The sequence below is a fragment of the Novosphingobium pokkalii genome, assembly GCF_014652855.1.
Lineage (GTDB): Bacteria > Pseudomonadota > Alphaproteobacteria > Sphingomonadales > Sphingomonadaceae > Novosphingobium > Novosphingobium pokkalii.
Genome location: NZ_BMZP01000011.1, coordinates 108961 through 125359 on the forward strand (window position 1 = coordinate 108961; position 16399 = coordinate 125359).

The following is a 16399-nucleotide window of genomic DNA, read 5'->3' on the forward strand; positions in this document are numbered from 1 at the left end:
GCGCGGCGTTCGTTTCCGGATTTTGGTCCGACCCGGTCATAGCAAGTCCGGTCGGGCGCCGCTATGGGCGATGCCATGCATGGCCCGCGCCCCCTTTTGCCCATCCTGATGACTCTGGCGGGCCTCGCCAGTTTCAGCGTGATGGACGGCACGATGAAGGCCGCCGCGCTCGCACTCGGGGCCTTTGCCGCGATTTTCTGGCGCAGCACCGTCGGCGCCCTGGCCATCGCGCCGCTGTGGCTGCGCGAAACCGTGACGCAGCGCGGCGGACGCCTGCCGCCACGCCCGGCCCTGCGCGTCCATGTGCTGCGCGGGGTGGTTTCGGCAGCCATGGCGATCCTGTTCTTCGATGGCGTGGTGCGCATGCCGCTGGCGCAAGGCATGGCGCTGTCGTTCATTGCCCCGCTGATCGCGCTCTATCTCGCTGCCTTCACGCTGGGCGAACGGCTCAGCCAGCGGGCCGTGTTCGGATCGCTGCTGGCGCTGGTGGGCGTGGGCGTGATCGCGGCCGATCAGCTCGGCGCCACGCCCGGCCCACAGGCCTGGCGCGGCTTGCTGGAAATCCTCACCTCCGCCGTGCTCTATGCCATCACGCTGGTGCTGCAACGGCGCCAGGCGCAAATGGCAACGCCGGTTGAAGTGGCCTTTTACCAGAGCGTGGTGATCGCGCTGCTGCTCGCCCCGCTCGCGGTGGTCTGGGCGCCCTGGCCCACGCCCGGCCAATGGGCGCTGGTCGTGGCCGGCGCGCTGCTCGCCGCGCTGGCGATGATGCTGCTCGCCTGGGCCTATGCCCGCGCCGAAGCGCAAGTGCTGGTGCCGCTGGAGTATACCGCATTCATCTGGGCGGCGGTGGTCGGCTGGGTCGCCTTTGCCGAGCCGGTCACGCGCGGCACGATCGCGGGGGTCACCCTGATCGTGGCCGGCTGCGTGCTGGCCGCCCGGCGCGATGATCCCCCGCCCGAAGTGATTTGATTTAAATCGACGCTGCCTTTTCGTCGGCGTCGGCCTGGGCCTTTTCCTGTGGGGTGCATTCGCCCACGCGGTTGGACTGGGTGGCCACGTGCATGCGCATCTGCTTGCCGCCCGGGCCGCTGCCGGTCATGTCCATGTCCATGGTGAAGTGGTCGCCGCCATAGGTGCCCTTGAGCGTGATCGTCTGGTTCGCGCCGCCGTGGCCGCAGTTGAGCACGCCGTCGATCTTGCCATCGGCCATGGTGAAGGTCTTGTAGCGGCAGGTCTTGTCGGCCTGGCCGAAGAAATCGCCGTCGGGCCGCGCGGCCTTTTCCTTGGTCAGGCACGAACGCTCGGCACGGGCGCGGCCCAGCGAATCCTTCATGCTGGCGACCATCTCGGCCGGCATGCCGGGCATGTCGATGTCGATCGCCTTGACCTGGGTGCTCCACGCCCCCGGCTGGAACTTGACCCCCGCGCTCGCCACTTTGGCCGCCACTTCGCCGGCATCGGCATCCTTGGCCACCACGGCCGGCTCCTTCTTGCAGCCGGGCAGCAGCAGGGCGAGCGCCAGCAGCGCGGAGCCGGTCGCCAGATGGGCAGGCAGGGTCTTGGCAATCATCGTCACTCTCCCGATGGGGACAGCGACGCTATCACGCCGATCCGGCCATGGCCATGGCCCGGCGCCGTGGCATCCCCCGATCGGGTGATGGCAAAAGGGCATAAGAGGCTGACCGAAAAGTCGGGCGGCGGAGGTTTGGCGAGGGATTTTGGGTCACCACAAGAAGGCTGAGAGCCCAGCGATGCTGGAAGCATCGTGGCGAACAGCCGACGCCGTGGTGGCGCAAAAGACCCGCCAAACCGACCCGCAGGACTTTTCGGTCAGCCTCTAAGGGAACCGGCCGCCGGCAATTGCATATGCCCTGCGTGTTCCCCATATGTTGCCCATGGCCGAAATCATCATCCGCAGGGGGCTGGAAGAGCCCGACACATCCGGCAACTTTGTGCCGCACAAGCCCCAGCGCCCCGAGAAGCTGGAAGCGGGGCGCCCGTTCAAGGTGGTGTCGGACTATCAGCCCGCCGGCGACCAGCCGACCGCGATTGCCGATCTCGTGGCCGGCGCGCGCGAGGGTGACCGCACGCAAGTGCTGCTGGGCGTGACCGGTTCGGGCAAGACCTTCACCATGGCCAAGGTGATCGAGGAATTGCAGCGCCCGGCCCTGATCCTGGCGCCCAACAAGATCCTGGCTGCCCAGCTCTATGGCGAGATGAAAAGCTTCTTCCCCGAAAACGCGGTGGAATATTTCGTCTCGTATTACGATTATTACCAGCCGGAAGCCTACGTGCCGCGGTCGGACACCTATATCGAGAAGGAAAGCTCGGTAAACGAGGCGATCGACCGCATGCGCCACTCGGCCACGCGCGCCCTGCTCGAACGCGACGACGTGATCATCGTCGCTTCGGTCTCCTGCCTCTACGGCATCGGCTCGGTCGAGACCTATTCGGCGATGGTGTTCGACCTGAAGAAAGGCGAGAGCGTCGACCAGGGCGAGATCGTGCGCAAGCTGGTGGCGCTGCAATACAAGCGCAACGACCATGCGTTCCAGCGCGGCACGTTCCGCGTGCGTGGCGACAACCTGGAAATCTTCCCCTCGCACTATGAAGACACCGCCTGGCGCGTGACCTTCTTCGGCGACGAGATCGAGGAGATTGCCGAGTTCGATCCGCTGACCGGCAAGGCCGATACGCGCCTCAACCAGGTGCGCGTCTATGCCAATTCGCACCACGTCACGCCCGGCCCCACGCTGATGCAGGCGCGCGAGGCGATCAAGTTCGAACTGGCCGAGCGACTCAAGGAGCTTCAGGCCGAAGGCAAGCTGCTGGAAGCGCAGCGGCTGGAGCAGCGCACCCATTTCGACCTGGAAATGATGGCCGCCACCGGATCGTGCGCGGGGATCGAGAACTATTCGCGCTTCCTCACCGGCCGCCTGCCGGGCGAGCCGCCGCCGACGCTGTTCGAATACCTGCCCGACAACGCCCTGCTGTTCGTGGACGAAAGCCACCAGACGGTGCCGCAGATCGGCGCGATGGCGCGCGGCGATCACCGCCGCAAGCTGACCCTGGCCGAATATGGCTTTCGCCTGCCCAGTTGCATCGACAACCGCCCGCTGCGCTTCAACGAATGGGAAGCGATGCGCCCACAGACCTTTGCGGTTTCGGCCACGCCCGGCAATTGGGAAATGGAGCAATCGGGCGGGGTCTTTGCCGAACAGGTGATCCGCCCCACCGGCCTGATCGACCCGCCGGTGCTGATCCGCCCGGTGGAAGACCAGGTGCAGGACTGCATCAACGAATGCCGCCTCACCGCGCAGAACGGCTATCGCACGCTCGTCACCACGCTGACCAAGCGCATGGCCGAAGACCTCACCGAATTCATGCACGAAGCGGGCCTGCGCGTGCGCTACATGCATTCCGACGTGGAGACGCTGGAGCGCATCGAACTGATCCGCGATTTGCGCCTGGGCGTCTATGACGTGCTGGTGGGGATCAACCTGCTGCGCGAAGGGCTCGACATTCCCGAATGCGGGCTGGTGTGCATTCTCGACGCGGACAAGGAAGGCTTCCTGCGTTCGGAAACCTCCCTGATCCAGACGATCGGCCGTGCCGCCCGCAACGTGGACGGGCGCGTGATCCTCTATGCCGATCGCATGACCGGCAGCATGGAGCGCGCGATCGCCGAAACCGACCGCCGCCGCGAAAAGCAGCAGGCCTACAACGAAGAGCACGGCATCACCCCGGCCACGATCAAGCGCCAGATTGCCGACATCATCGCCGATACCGCCAGCCGCGATGGCGTGCTGGTCGATCTGGACGATGACAGCACCAACAACCTCGTCGGCCACAACCTGCGCAGCCATATCGAGGACCTGGAAAAGCGCATGCGCGCCGCTGCCGCCGATCTGGAATTCGAGGAAGCCGGCCGCCTGCGCGACGAAATCCGCCGCCTGGAATCGACCGAGCTTGGCCTGCCCGAAGGCGATCGCAAGGCCCCGGTGGTTGGCCGCAGCAACGAAGGCAAGCCGGGAACGCGCAAGATGCGCTACGGCAAGACGCAGAAGAAGTGGGGGAAGTGAGGGGAGTGATGGGTTTGCAACATGCCCTCCCCAACCCCTCCCGCAAGCGGGAGGGGCTTTGATCCTCCCTGCGCAAAGCGGGGAAGGTGCAGCTACATCTGCACACACCTGTAATCTCCGGTGCCGCGAAGATAAAAAACAACAAGTCTGGTACTGTTTTCAGAAGCCGGTCAAAACGGGCAGATGCTTCACTTTTCTTGTCTCGAAACCGAGAAAATCTGGAACGGCCAGCGTAGCCGCAAACTGCCAGGCGAAATCCAGAATCGAGCCTTGGACAAACTGCGCATGCTCAACCGCGCACGCACATTCGACGACCTGCGCAACCCGCCATCCAACCGCCTTCACGCCTTGAGCGGCGATCGCGCAGGCCAACATTCCATTTCCATTAACATGCAATGGCGCATATGTTTCGTCTGGAAGGACGGAAACGCTCACAATGTCGAAATCGTCGACTATCATTGAATCCGACTGGCTGCATAACAGCCACGCTGGCGAACTGCTGGCGCGCGAGTTCATGGAACCCCTTGGCCTTGCTGCCGCCGCCTTGGCCGTCGACATTGGTGTGCCGGCTTCGCGGATAGAGGATATGGTGCACGGTAAGCAGCCTGTCGACGCCGAACTGGACCTGCGCCTGTCCCGCTACTTCGGCATGTCGGAGGGCTTCTTCCTTGGTTTGCAGGCGGATTTCGACCTGCTCGAGGCCAAGCGCGCGCATCACGACGCCATCGACCGTATCGTCCCCCGAGCCGCCTGAACAATCCTGCATTGCACCACGCGAGACGCCGCGATAGCACCCGCCCCATGATCTCGCGTCGTCCGGTCTCGCTGCTCGCCCTGCTTGCTCTTGCTGCCTGCTCGCAAAAGCCGCCTGTGCCGCAGGACAGTGGCACGCCGCTCAACGCCGTGCGCGTGCCGCTGCCGGAAAGCCAGCCTTTGCCCGCAGCACCCGCCGGCAACGAGAAGCCGATCTGGGCCGGCGCGCCCGGTGGCGACAGCGTGCGCTATGGCGCGCCGGGGGCTGGCCCCGATCTCTCGCTGGCCTGCCGCCAGGGGGTGCTGGTGGTGACGCGGCATGTGCCGGCCGAAGTGGGCGCGCAGGCCTTGTTCGCCTTGCAAGGGCGCAAGCGCATCGTGCGGCTGGCGGTGGATGCCACCGCCGTGCCGGGATCGCGCGGCTATCTCTGGCAGGGCAGCCTGCCGGCGGGCGATCCGGCGGCCGACGTGTTCGAGGGTCCGTTCGTGGGCACGCTGCCCGATGCCGGCAAGATCAGCGTACCGGGCAGCGACCTGGTGCGCGCGCTGATCCGCCGCTGCGGTGCCCGCCCGGCCACGGGGGCGGCACCCGCCGCACCCCAGGCGCAGGAATAAACCTCAGAGCCTGCCGAACTTGTCTTCGTAGGCGGCGGTATCGCCGCTGCTCAGCAGCTTGGCCTGCTCCACCCAGTTGTCGCGCGTGGGGCGGCCGGCAAAGGCGCCGAGTTGCGCATCGATCCGCGCCACGTCTTCCTCGCTCCAGCCAGCGATCTGGTCGAAGCGGGTCACGCCGAGGCTGGCCAGCAGCGTCTTGAGCTTGGGGCCAAGGCCCTTGATCCGGGTGAGATCATCGCCCCCGGCATCGGTGGCAATCTCGACCGGCGGCGGCGCGGGGGAGGCGATCGTGGCGGCGGGGGGCGCATCGATCAGCGCGGTGTTGCGCTGGGCAGGCGCCGCGCCTTCCGAGAGCACGTCGTTGAATTCGCGGCGCTCGGGCGCCTTGCCGGCGCGGCGCAGCAGCAGGATTGCCACCACCAGCAGGAGCGCCACGGCGCCGGCCACCAGCGGCCAATTGGCCTCGATCAGTTGCAGCATTGTCTAAAGTTCCATGTCAGCAAAGCGACTGGAACCGCCATGGCAACAAGCGCCGCGCGGGGCAAGCGGGCGGAGCACCGCAGCGCCCCGCCCCATCATGCTCAGGCCGGCTCGGCCACCAGCGCCGCGGCCTTCTTGCGGCGGCGCCAGGCATGCAGCAGCGGCTCGGTATAGCCGCTGGGCTGGGCCACGCCCTGGAACACCAGGTCGCAGGCGGCGCGGAAGGCAAAGCTTTCCTCCCAACGGCCGGCCATCGGCTCATAGAGCGGGTCGCCCGCATTCTGGGCGTCCACCTTGGCGGCCATGCGCTGCAAGGCGTCCATCACCTGATCGCGGGTGCAGACGCCGTGGAGCAGCCAGTTGGCCAGGTGCTGGCTGGAAATGCGCAAGGTGGCGCGGTCTTCCATCAGGCCGACATCGTCGATGTCCGGCACTTTGGAGCAGCCCACACCCTGGTCGATCCAGCGCACGACATAGCCGAGCAGGCCTTGCGCGTTGTTGTCCAGCTCGGCGCGGATGTCCTCGTCCGACCAGTTGGCGCCATCGGCCAGGGGAATGGCCAGCAGCGCGTCGAGCGACGGCAGCGGGCGCGCGGCAATGTCCGGGCGCAGGCCGAACACGTCCACTTGGTGGTAATGCGTCGCGTGCAGCGTGGCGGCCGTGGGCGACGGCACCCACGCGGTGTTGGCGCCGGTGCGGGGATGGCCGATCTTTTCCGCGACCATCGCGTGCATGCGATCGGGCGCGGCCCACATGCCCTTGCCGATCTGCGCCTTGCCGGAAAGCCCGCAGGCCAGGCCGATGCCGACATTGCGCGCTTCATACGCCGCGATCCAGCCCGACTGCTTCATCGCGCCCTTGCGGATCATCGGCCCGGCCTGCATCGAGGTGTGGATCTCGTCCCCCGTGCGATCGAGGAAGCCGGTGTTGATGAACACCACGCGGTCCTTCACCGCCGCGATGCAGGCAGCCAGGTTGGCGCTGGTGCGGCGCTCCTCGTCCATCACCCCCACTTTCAGGGTGTGGCGGGGCAGGCACAGCAGGTCTTCCACCGCATCGAACACGTCGTTGGCAAAGCCGACTTCCTCCGGCCCGTGCATCTTGGGCTTGACGATGTAGATCGATCCTTCGCGGCTGTTGCGGAACCGGCCCAGGCGCATCACGTCGTGCATGGCGATGGCCGAAGTGATCACCGCGTCCATGATGCCTTCGGGAATTTCGCTGCCATCGGGCAGCAGGATCGCCGGGTTGGTCATCAGATGGCCGACATTGCGCACGAACAGCAGGCTGCGGCCTGGCAGGGTGAAGTCAGCGCCATCGGGCGAAGTCCAGGCGCGATCGGGTTCGAGCGTGCGGCTCTGCGTCTTGCCGCCCTTGGTGAAATGCGCGGTGAGATCGCCGCGCATCAGGCCCAGCCAGTGGCGATAGGCGACCAGCTTGTCTTCCGCATCGACCGCCGCGATTGAATCCTCCAGATCGACGATCGTGGTCAGCGCCGCTTCCAGCACGATGTCGGCAAGGCCAGCCGCATCGCTGGCGCCAACCGGATGGCCGCGATCGAGCACCAGTTCGATATGCAGGCCATTGTGGCGGAACAAAAGGCCGCCTGCCTTATGGCCCACCCACTGCGCCGGATCGGCCAGCGTGGGCACGCCCTGCCCGTCCCAATCGGACCAGGAACCCTGCGCCAGCGGCAGCGTGGCATCGAGGAACGCGCGCCCGGCCGCGATCACCCCCGCGCCGCGCGCCGGGTCATAGCCGCCCGGCCGGGCCGGTGCCGCATCGAGCGCATCGGTGCCGTACCAGGCATCATAGAGGCTGCCCCAGCGCGCATTGGCGGCGTTGAGCAGGAAGCGGTCGTTGAGCACCGGCACGACGAGTTGCGGCCCGGCCATCGTGGCGATTTCCGGGTCGACCCCCTGGGTGCCCACGGCAAAGGGCGCCGGTTCGGGCACGATATAGCCGATCTCTTCCAGAAACGCGCGATAGGCCGCCGGATCATGCGGCTGGCCGCGCCGGGCGAGATGCCAGGCATCGATCGTCGCCTGGATCGTCTCGCGGGTTTCCAGCAGGGCGCGGTTGACCGGGGCAAACCGAGCCACGAGCGCGGCAAACCCGCTCCAGAACGCAGTCACATCCAGCGCCAGGGGCGCCAGCACGTCGGTTTCCAGGAACGCAGCCAGCGCGGCATCCACCTGCAACCCGGCGCGCAGCGTGCGGGGGCGCAAGTCGGCAATTTCGGTAAACTCACCCATGGTCATATGCCTTTGTCATCGAACAGTGTTATCGAAGCGGGCATGGCAAAACCGGCCTGCGAACCGATACTTGCGAGAGTACCGGGCCTGTGCCGACTTGCCAATTGAACCTGGGGAGGAACGGCCCTGTTGTGCCTGATTCGGCGCCGCTTGGCAACGGGGGTTCACCCGGCCCGCACAACCGGCTAGGCATGGTTGCCGATGCAACAGCTTTCCGCTTCCGAACAGGCGCTGCTCGCCCCGATCGCCGGCGCCCCGATGCTCGACCAAGTGTTGGCGTGGAGCGCGATCAACACCGGCACGCGCAACCTGGCGGGCCTGGCCATGCAGGCGCAGGTCCTGGCCGATGCCTTTGCCGTGCTGCCCGGTACGGTGGACCTGCACGCCCCCGCGCCGGTGGAAACGGTGGCGGCCGATGGCACGGTGGGCCTGCTCGACCATGGCGCCCACCTGGTCGTGCGCGTCCGCCCCGATGCGCCCCGGCGCTATCTGTTGACCGGGCACATGGACACCGTGTTTCCCGCCCACGACCCGTTCCAGGCCACCACCTGGCTGGACGAGACGACGCTGGGCGGACCGGGCGTGGCCGACATGAAAGGTGGCATCGCGGTGATGCTCGCTGCCTTGCAGGCGTTGGAGGCCAGCCCGGTGGCGGCAGCCGTCGGCTATGACGTGCTGATCAACGCCGACGAGGAAACCGGCAGTCTTTCGTCCGCCCCGCTGATCGCGCGGCTCGCCACCGGCAAGGCTGCGGCGCTGACCTATGAGCCGTCCGCCCTGCCCGATGGCACGCTGGCCGGCGCGCGCGCGGGCAGCGGCAACTATTCGGCGGTGGTCACCGGCAAGTCTGCCCATGCCGGGCGCAATCCCGATGACGGGCGCAATGCCCTGGTCGCGGCCGCCGATCTCGCCTTGCGCCTGAAAGCATTGCATCGGCCGGGGTTGTCGGTGAACCCGGCGCGGATCGATGGCGGAAGCGCCAACAACGTGGTGCCCGACAAGGCCGTGCTGCGCTGGAACATCCGCCCGGCGAACGAAGCCGATGCCCAGGGCTTTGCGGTGGCGCTGGGCGCGGCCGTGGCGGACGTGGAACGCCTGCACGGCGTGGCCATCCATGTGCACGGCGGCATCAGCCGGCCGCCCAAGCCGTTGACCCCGCCTGCCCTGGCTCTGTTCACGCTGGTGCAGAGCTGCGGCGCAGCGCTGGGCCAGACGATCGGCTGGAAAGACACTGGTGGGGTGTGCGATGGCAACAACATCGCCGCGCTGGGTGTGCCGGTGGTGGATACGATGGGCGTGCGCGGCGGATCGATCCATTCGCCGCACGAATTCCTGATCGTGCCCTCGCTGGCCGAGCGCGCGGCGCTGTCGGCGCTCGTCCTGCACCGGCTCTCGGGGGGAGAATAGGGCTTCATGACGTTCCGCATCCGCGCCGCGCGCGTCAGCGATCTTGAGGCCATGTACGAGATGGCCAAGCTCGGCGGCAGCGGCTTTACCAACCTGCCCGCCGACCGCGACACCTTGCGCGCCAAGCTGGAGCGCGCGGCGGGATGCCTGGCGGATTCGCGCGAAAGCCTGCCCGATGGGCCGGGCGACGAACTGTTCGTGGTCGTGCTCGAAAATGCGGCCACCGGCGAATTGCGCGGCACGGCGCAGATTTTTGCCTGCGTCGGGCGCAGCGGGCCGTTCTATTCCTATCGCCTCACCACGCTGACCCAGCATTCCAAGGAACTGAACCGCACGTTCCGCGCCGAGATGCTGCATCTCGTCACCGATCTGGAAGGATCGAGCGAAGTTGGCGGGCTGTTCCTCCATCCCGGCGAGCGGGCCGGCGGCCTCGGCCTCTTGCTCGCGCGCAGCCGCTACCTGTTCATCGCCATGCACCGCGCGCGGTTTGGCCCGCGCATCCTGGCCGAGTTGCGCGGCGTGATCGACGAGCGCGGCGGATCGGCGTTCTGGGACGCGGTGGGCGGCAAGTTCTTTGGCATGGGCTTTCAGGAAGCCGATCATTTCAACGCCTTGAACGGCAACCAGTTCATTGCCGACCTGATGCCCAAGCATCCCGTCTATGTCGCCATGCTGCCGGAAAGCGCGCACACGGCGATCGGCATGCCCCATCCCAATGGCCGGCCGGCCATGCGCATGCTGGAAGCCGAAGGCTTCGCCTATGAAGGCTATGTCGACATTTTCGACGGCGGCCCCACGCTCAGCGCGCGCACCGACCAGGTGCGCTCGATCGCCGGGGCGCGCTCCGCCACGGTGGCCCAGGTGGCCGCGCCCGAAGGGCATGGCGCGGCCCAGCGCGCGCTGGTTGCCACGGGGCGCCTGGCTGATTTTCGCTGCACGCTGGGTGAAGTGACGCAAGGGCCGGATGGCCTGGTGCTCGATCCGGTCGCCGCCGCCGCGCTCGATGTGCGGCCGGGCGATACGGTGTGGCACGTCGAACGCTGAAGGACGAACGATGGCATTGGTGGAAATCAACTTCGACGGGCTGGTCGGCCCCAGCCACAACTATGCCGGGCTGAGCCTGGGCAACCTGGCCTCGGCCAACCACGCGGGCCAGGTGTCCTACCCCCGCGCTGCCGCGCTCCAGGGGCTGGGCAAGATGCGCCACAATCTGGGGCTGGGCCTGGTGCAGGGCCTGTTCGTGCCGCTGCCGCGCCCCAATCCGGCGTTCCTGGGCGCCCTGGGCCTGGCCGATCGCGACCCGGCCGACGAAGCCGAGCGCCGGTTGCGCGCTGCCGCCTGGTCGGCCAGCGCGATGTGGACGGCCAATGCCGCCACGGTCAGCCCCGCACCCGATACGGCCGATGGCCGCTGCCACCTCTCTGCCGCCAATCTCGTGACCATGCCGCACCGCGCGCAGGAATGGCCGGACACGGTGCGCCAGTTGCGCCTGGCCTTTGCCAGCAGCGCGCACTTTGCCGTGCACGATGCCGTGCCGCCCTGCTTTGGCGATGAAGGCGCGGCCAACCACATGCGCATGACCACGCGGCACGATGCGCCGGGCCTCGAAATCTTCGTCTATGGCCGCCCCGGCGGCGCCTTTCCCGCGCGGCAACACGAGCAGGCCAGCCGCGCCGTCGCCCGCGTCCACGGCCTCGATCCGGCGCGCTGCCTCTTCGTGGAGCAGGCCCCCGAGGCGATCGCGGCCGGCGCTTTCCACAACGACGTGGTGGCCGTGGCCAACGAGCGTGTGCTGTTCACCCATGAACAGGCCTTCGCCGATCCCGACGGCACTTACGCAGCGATTCGCGCGGCCTTGCCCGAAGCGGAGATCGTCGTCGTACCGGCCAGCGCCGTCAGCCTGGCCGACGCGATCCGGTCCTACCTGTTCAACGCCCAGTTGCTCACGCTGCCGGGCGGCGAAATGGCGCTGGTGATCCCGCTGGAAGCCTGGGAAACGCCATCGGTGCGCCAATGGCTCGATACCATGCTGGCCGGCAACGGGCCGATTCGCCAGGTGCTGCCGGTCGATGTGCGCCAATCCATGGCCAATGGCGGTGGGCCGGCCTGCCTGCGGCTGCGCGTAGTGGCCGATCCGGCCACGATCGATCCCCGCTTCCTGCTCGATGCCGCGCGCCTCGATCATCTGGAGCAGGTGGTGGCCAGCCACTGGCCCGAACAGATCGATGCGGCCGATCTTGGCCAGCCCGCCCTGGCCCGCACCGTGGTTGCCGCGCGCGTCGCACTGCTCGACGCGCTCGGCCTGCCGGAACTGCATTGAACCGAGCGGCGTTGTCTTTGGCAAACGCCGAGCTGTCGCCGCCCTTTACAATGAAGCGGGTGTTAAGCTTTAATACGCCAGCAAACATCGGATTGGCATGAAGGTTGCTGATCACGGTGGCGAGAACGGGATGGCGACAGGTCCGGCGGATCGCAAACCCAGGCTGGAGATTAGGGACAACGCATGCTCCGCAAGATTGGTCGCCTCTTCCTGATCAAGAATCGCTTCGAGGCGTTTGCGGTGATCTATGCGCTGGCGCTGGGCGCGGTGGAGCGTGGGCAGGCCTATCTCACCCGTTTCCCCGGTTTCGGTGGAAAATTGCTTTTCCTGGCAACGACTTGCGCGGTATTCATGGCAGGCGCCAAGATTCTCGACTGCCTGCGGTTCGAGCAGGCCCGCGCGGCGCAGAAAGCCGCCGAGGCAGAGCCGCCAGAGGGCAACACCGCCTGACCCGATCGACGGAAATCGCCCCTCTCCTGCCGCCAGGAGAGGGGCTTTTTCATGGCTGCTCAGGCCGCGATGCGACGATCGCGATCGCAATTCCCGGGCGGATCGAGATCCAGCGCATAGCCCAGCGTCGGCGCCACGCCATCGCGCGCAAGGCTGGCACCGGGGCGAATCTCGCCGGTGGAGCGGAAGCCGAGCTTGGCCAGCACGCGCCCCGAGGCCGGGTTGTCGAGGAAATGGCGCGCCGCGACGCGGCGATGGCCGAGCGTGGCGGCGAGGCTCAGCAGGGCGCGCGCCGCCTCGGTGGCGAACCCCCGCCCCCAATGCGACCGCGCGATCCAGTAGCCCAGCAGGGGCGGCGCGCCGGCCGGGCCATGCTCGTCTGGCATCAGGCCGACGCAACCGATCAATTGCGCCCCTTCCGCGCCGGGCAGGGTCACGAAGAAATGGGGGTGGTGGCCATCCTGCGCCCGCGCGGCAAAGGCGCGGGCGTCTTCGGCACGATAGGGCCAGGGCGCACGCGCGAGATGGCGCACAACGGCTTCGTCATCGATCAGATCGAACAGTTCGGCCCAGTCTTCCGGCCAACCCGGCCGCAGGAACAGCCGCTCGCTGCGAATGAACATCGGTAGTCTCCAGTCAACCGCTCCCTTTCGCCGGATGCTTATGCACTTTCCGGTGACAAGGATATTGCGTGGTGCGCCAAGTGCTTCGATTTTCGAGGCAAACGGCGCCGTTGCGGATGAGGGAGACAAAGAAAAAGGGAGATGGGGCAAGGCCCCTCTCCCTCGTTCAGCCGGCGCGAAACCGGCGGGGCCATCCCATCAGGATGGCCCATGGCATGACCATCCGCTTATTCGGCGGCTTCGGCCATCACGTCGACCGACACGTACTTGCGGCCAAGCTTGCCAGCGTGGAAACGCACGCGGCCGTTGGCAAGCGCAAACAGGGTGTGGTCCTTGCCGAGGCCAACGTTGGCGCCGGGGTACACGCGGGTGCCGCGCTGACGGATGATGATGTTGCCGCCGACCACGTCCTGGCCGCCGAACTTCTTCACGCCAAGGCGCTTGGACTGCGAGTCGCGACCGTTGCGCGACGAGCCGCCTGCTTTCTTATGTGCCATCTCTGCTTACTCCGAACTGGCGCTCAGGCGACCGACACGATGCGCAGCAGGGTCATCTGCTGGCGGTGGCCGTTCTTGCGGCGATAGTTGTGACGGCGGCGCTTCTTGAACACCACGACCTTTTCCGACTTGGCCTGGGCGATGATTTCCGCCGAAACGGTCACAGCCGAAGCATCGGCCAGTTCGCCATCCTTGCCAGCCAGCAGGACGTCACCGAGGGTGATGGTTTCACCGGCTTCACCAGCCAGCTTTTCCACCGCGATCTTGTCTCCGGCGGCCACCCGATACTGCTTGCCGCCCGTGCGCACAATTGCGAACATGGTTCTGCTATCCGTTTCAAATGCCTGGCCCACCAAGCACCCCGATCGGCCAATTCCGAATCGCGGACAGCGGGCAATGTGCCGGTTCCCCGCAATCATGCGAAGCCCCGGAAAGAGCGGCGCGGATAGTCCAAGCGGGGGGCTGTGTCAACGCCGGAGCGGCGGGAAATGCATGGAACAGCGCTGGCCCGGCTGGCCATCGGCCCTGCACATGCTATGGCACCGCCATGGCCCGCCTGTCCAATCGCTTCGCTGCCGTGCAACGGCTTTCGCTTCTTGGCCTCGCTGCGGCGCCCGCCCTGGTGCTGGGCGGCTGCGCCAATGATCGTGGCCGCTTCCCGTCGCTGGCGATTCGCCCGGCCGAGCGCGCGTTCTACCAGGCCCAGCCCGCACCGGCTGCTGCCACCCCGGCCCAGCCCGCCCCGATCCCGGCCGATGCCACGCTGACGCAGCGCCTGGCCGCACTGGAAACCCGCGCACGCGAAGCAGACGCGCGCTTCGTGGCGCTGGTGCCCGAAGTGACCCGCACGGTCAGCCGCGCGCGTGGCGCCGCGACCGGCAGCGAGACGTGGAATCTGGCGCAAGTCGCGCTCGCCCGCCTCGAATCGGCACGCAGCGACACCGCCATCGCCCTGGCGGACCTGGATCAACTGGCGGTAGAGACCCAGATCGCCGCAGTGGACAAGCCTGGCCCGGACGCTGCGAACGTCAGCAACGCGCGCGATTCGGTTGCGGCCAGAGTGGCGCAGCAGGATAGCGTGCTCGCGCAACTGAAGGGGTGATTCCTACCACCGCGCGCGGTCGGCAAAGTCCTCGCTGCGCGGTTCGATCCAGCGCCAGCCCTGCGCGGTCTTTTCCCGCTTCCAGAACCAACTGTCGCTTTTGAGGTGGTCCATCACGAAATCGGTGGCGGCAAAGGCATCGCGGCGATGGCGCGCGGCGGCGGCCACCAGCACGATCGGATCGCCCGGCCGCATCACGCCATGGCGATGGAGCACCAGCAGCCCCTCCAGGCTCCAGCGCCCCAGCGCGGTGGCCGCCAGCGCTTCCATGCCCGGCAGTGTCAGCGGCGCATAGTGGCGCAGTTCCAGCGCCTCCACCCCGTCGCCACCGCGCACCTGACCCAGAAAACTGACAACCCCGCCAGCGCTGCCGAATCGCCCGGTAAAGGCGGAGAGCAGCGCGGCGGGGTCAAACGCCGTATCGGTGAGGCGGACGTCTGCCGTCATCGCCGTGCGGGCGCCCGGCGATCAGCCAACGAACGCGCGCTCGATCACGAAATCGCCCGGCTTGGCATTGGAGCCTTCGACAAAGCCCATGCCTTCGAGCAGGGCGGCGAAATCCTTGATCATTTCCATCGAGCCGCACAGCATCACGCGGTCGGTCGCCGGATCGAGCTTGGCTTCGCCGGGGATGCCGTCGAACAGCGCGCCGCTTGCGATCAGCTTGTCGATGCGCACGTTGTTCCTGAACGGCTCGCGCGTGACGGTGGGCACATAGTGCAACTGCTGCGCGGCCTGCTCGCCGACCAGCGGGTCTTCGGCAAAGCCGCTCGACAGTTCCTCGTGGAACGCCAGCTCGCTGACCTTGCGCACCGAGTGCACGACGATCACTTGCTCGTAGAACTCATAGACGTCAGGGTCGCGCGCCAGCGACAGGAACGGCGCCAGGCCGGTGCCGGTCGAGAACATGAACAGGCGCTTGCCCGGCAGCAGGGCATCGGTCACCAACGTGCCGGTGGGCTTCTTGCCCAGATAGATCTGGTCGCCGGGCTGGATCTTTTGCAGGCGCGAGGTCAGCGGGCCATCGGGCACCTTGATCGAGAGGAACTCCAGTTCCTCGGCCCAGGCCGGGCTGGCCACCGAATAGGCGCGCAGCAGCGGGCGGCCGTTGTCGCCTTGCAGGCCGATCATCACGAATTCGCCGGAGCGGAACCGGAACGAGGCCGGGCGGGTGATGGTGAAGCTGAACAGGCGCTCGTCCCAGTGCTTGACCGTCAGCACGGTTTCCACCGTGGCCGCGGCCGTGGGTTCGAGCGTGGCGACTTCCACCTGGGGTTCGGACATCGAAAGGGCTTTCCTTGGCAAGCGGCCCCTTATCCCCGCCGGGATCAGGCCATGGGGCCGGGCAAGCTGGCCCGGCAAGCGCCGCCCCCATAGGGATTGGGGGCCGCGCTGTCAAAAACCGCCGCTGCGAAAATAGCTTTCAGGGCCTAAAGCGGGATGGGGGCAATCTCCCCCTCCTCTTCAGAGGAGGGGGTCGGGGGGTGGTGGATGCGTCGCGCAAGGTTTCGCACCACCCCCAACCCCCTCCTCTGAAGAGGAGGGGGCTTTAAGCTCTATCCCCCGCTAGCCCCTAGCCCCCGCTGACCGGCGGGAGGAACGCCAGTTCGTCACCCTCGGCCAGGACCATGGCCTCGCTTTCGCCAACCAGTTTGCCGTTGAGCGCCCAGCGCACCCGCTCGCCCAGCAGGTCGAGCGCCAGGGCGGGATCGAGACTGGCCAGGACATCGGCGAGCGGCCCCGGCGTCACCGCCAGTTCGGCGCAGCCGGCGCGGTCTTCCAGGCGGCCGAGGAACACGAGCTTGGCCATCG

Annotated in this window: 19 protein-coding genes; 10 read left to right on the plus strand and 9 right to left on the minus strand. The window is 67.2% G+C overall.

Features of this window, described 5'->3' with window-relative positions; all coding sequences use genetic code 11:
- Window positions 1-108: 108 nt before the first annotated feature.
- Window positions 109-972 (plus strand): DMT family transporter, encoded by an 864-nt coding sequence (locus tag IE191_RS12935; RefSeq protein WP_229815344.1) that lies wholly within the window; start codon window positions 109-111, stop codon window positions 970-972.
- 1 nt (window position 973) lies between these two features.
- Here IE191_RS12935 and IE191_RS12940 read toward each other — a convergent pair whose 3' ends face one another.
- Window positions 974-1573 (minus strand): DUF3617 domain-containing protein, encoded by a 600-nt coding sequence (locus IE191_RS12940; RefSeq protein WP_191324778.1) that lies wholly within the window; start codon window positions 1571-1573, stop codon window positions 974-976.
- Window positions 1574-1898: 325 nt separating this feature from the next.
- Here IE191_RS12940 and uvrB point away from each other — a divergent pair, with 325 nt between their 5' ends.
- The 4 genes from uvrB (at window position 1899) to IE191_RS12960 (ending at window position 5453) form a co-directional block, all read left to right on the plus strand.
- Window positions 1899-4085 carry an excinuclease ABC subunit UvrB gene (gene uvrB / locus IE191_RS12945; RefSeq protein ID WP_191324779.1) on the plus strand — a complete coding sequence of 729 codons (2187 nt, stop codon included), beginning with the start codon at window positions 1899-1901 and terminating at the stop codon, window positions 4083-4085.
- A gap of 285 nt (window positions 4086-4370) precedes the next feature.
- Window positions 4371-4547 (plus strand): type II toxin-antitoxin system RelE/ParE family toxin, encoded by a 177-nt coding sequence (locus tag IE191_RS21425; RefSeq protein ID WP_444544243.1) that lies wholly within the window; start codon window positions 4371-4373, stop codon window positions 4545-4547.
- Window positions 4522-4839, plus strand: coding sequence for a HigA family addiction module antitoxin (locus IE191_RS12955; protein ID WP_191324781.1), 318 nt, complete (start codon window positions 4522-4524; stop codon window positions 4837-4839). The genes IE191_RS21425 and IE191_RS12955 overlap by 26 nt, the downstream gene beginning before the upstream one ends.
- A 47-nt stretch (window positions 4840-4886) precedes the next feature.
- Entirely contained in the window at window positions 4887-5453 is a 567-nt protein-coding gene (locus IE191_RS12960; RefSeq protein ID WP_191324782.1) for a hypothetical protein, read from the plus strand.
- Between the two features lie 3 nt (window positions 5454-5456).
- Here the strand turns inward: IE191_RS12960 and IE191_RS12965 are convergent, their stop codons facing one another.
- Window positions 5457-5933 (minus strand): helix-hairpin-helix domain-containing protein, encoded by a 477-nt coding sequence (locus IE191_RS12965; RefSeq protein WP_191324783.1) that lies wholly within the window; start codon window positions 5931-5933, stop codon window positions 5457-5459.
- A gap of 101 nt (window positions 5934-6034) precedes the next feature.
- Entirely contained in the window at window positions 6035-8188 is a 2154-nt protein-coding gene (locus IE191_RS12970; RefSeq protein ID WP_191324784.1) for a malate synthase G, read from the minus strand.
- 201 nt (window positions 8189-8389) lie between these two features.
- Between IE191_RS12970 and IE191_RS12975 the strand changes: the two genes are divergently transcribed.
- The 4 genes from IE191_RS12975 to IE191_RS12990 all read left to right on the plus strand — a co-directional run bounded on the left by IE191_RS12975 (window position 8390) and on the right by IE191_RS12990 (window position 12365).
- The gene (locus tag IE191_RS12975; RefSeq protein ID WP_191324785.1) at window positions 8390-9595 is read left to right on the plus strand and encodes a hydrolase; all 1206 of its coding nucleotides are present in this window, start codon (window positions 8390-8392) and stop codon (window positions 9593-9595) included.
- 6 nt (window positions 9596-9601) lie between these two features.
- On the plus strand, window positions 9602-10639 hold the full coding sequence (astA, locus tag IE191_RS12980; protein WP_191324786.1) for an arginine N-succinyltransferase: 1038 nt from the start codon (window positions 9602-9604) through the stop codon (window positions 10637-10639).
- Window positions 10640-10649: 10 nt separating this feature from the next.
- Window positions 10650-11915 carry an N-succinylarginine dihydrolase gene (locus IE191_RS12985; RefSeq protein ID WP_191324787.1) on the plus strand — a complete coding sequence of 422 codons (1266 nt, stop codon included), beginning with the start codon at window positions 10650-10652 and terminating at the stop codon, window positions 11913-11915.
- Between the two features lie 183 nt (window positions 11916-12098).
- Entirely contained in the window at window positions 12099-12365 is a 267-nt protein-coding gene (locus IE191_RS12990; protein ID WP_191324788.1) for a hypothetical protein, read from the plus strand.
- A gap of 59 nt (window positions 12366-12424) precedes the next feature.
- Here IE191_RS12990 and IE191_RS12995 read toward each other — a convergent pair whose 3' ends face one another.
- The 3 genes from IE191_RS12995 to rplU form a co-directional block, all read right to left on the minus strand.
- A complete protein-coding gene (locus IE191_RS12995; protein ID WP_191324789.1) occupies window positions 12425-12988 on the minus strand; it encodes a GNAT family N-acetyltransferase in 564 nt (187 codons plus the stop codon).
- A 227-nt stretch (window positions 12989-13215) separates the two neighbouring features.
- On the minus strand, window positions 13216-13485 hold the full coding sequence (gene rpmA, locus IE191_RS13000; protein ID WP_171795508.1) for a 50S ribosomal protein L27: 270 nt from the start codon (window positions 13483-13485) through the stop codon (window positions 13216-13218).
- Between the two features lie 23 nt (window positions 13486-13508).
- Complete coding sequence (gene rplU / locus IE191_RS13005; RefSeq protein ID WP_191324790.1) at window positions 13509-13805, minus strand: 50S ribosomal protein L21; 297 nt, start codon at window positions 13803-13805, stop codon at window positions 13509-13511.
- A 227-nt stretch (window positions 13806-14032) separates the two neighbouring features.
- Between rplU and IE191_RS13010 the strand changes: the two genes are divergently transcribed.
- On the plus strand, window positions 14033-14587 hold the full coding sequence (locus IE191_RS13010; protein WP_191324791.1) for a hypothetical protein: 555 nt from the start codon (window positions 14033-14035) through the stop codon (window positions 14585-14587).
- Between the two features lie 3 nt (window positions 14588-14590).
- Here the strand turns inward: IE191_RS13010 and IE191_RS13015 are convergent, their stop codons facing one another.
- The 3 genes from IE191_RS13015 to IE191_RS13025 form a co-directional block, all read right to left on the minus strand.
- Window positions 14591-15034, minus strand: coding sequence for a molybdenum cofactor biosynthesis protein MoaE (locus IE191_RS13015; RefSeq protein WP_191324792.1), 444 nt, complete (start codon window positions 15032-15034; stop codon window positions 14591-14593).
- Between the two features lie 21 nt (window positions 15035-15055).
- Window positions 15056-15871 carry a ferredoxin--NADP reductase gene (locus IE191_RS13020; RefSeq protein WP_191324793.1) on the minus strand — a complete coding sequence of 272 codons (816 nt, stop codon included), beginning with the start codon at window positions 15869-15871 and terminating at the stop codon, window positions 15056-15058.
- Between the two features lie 289 nt (window positions 15872-16160).
- A complete protein-coding gene (locus IE191_RS13025; protein WP_191324794.1) occupies window positions 16161-16397 on the minus strand; it encodes a MoaD/ThiS family protein in 237 nt (78 codons plus the stop codon).
- Window positions 16398-16399: the final 2 nt, after the last annotated feature.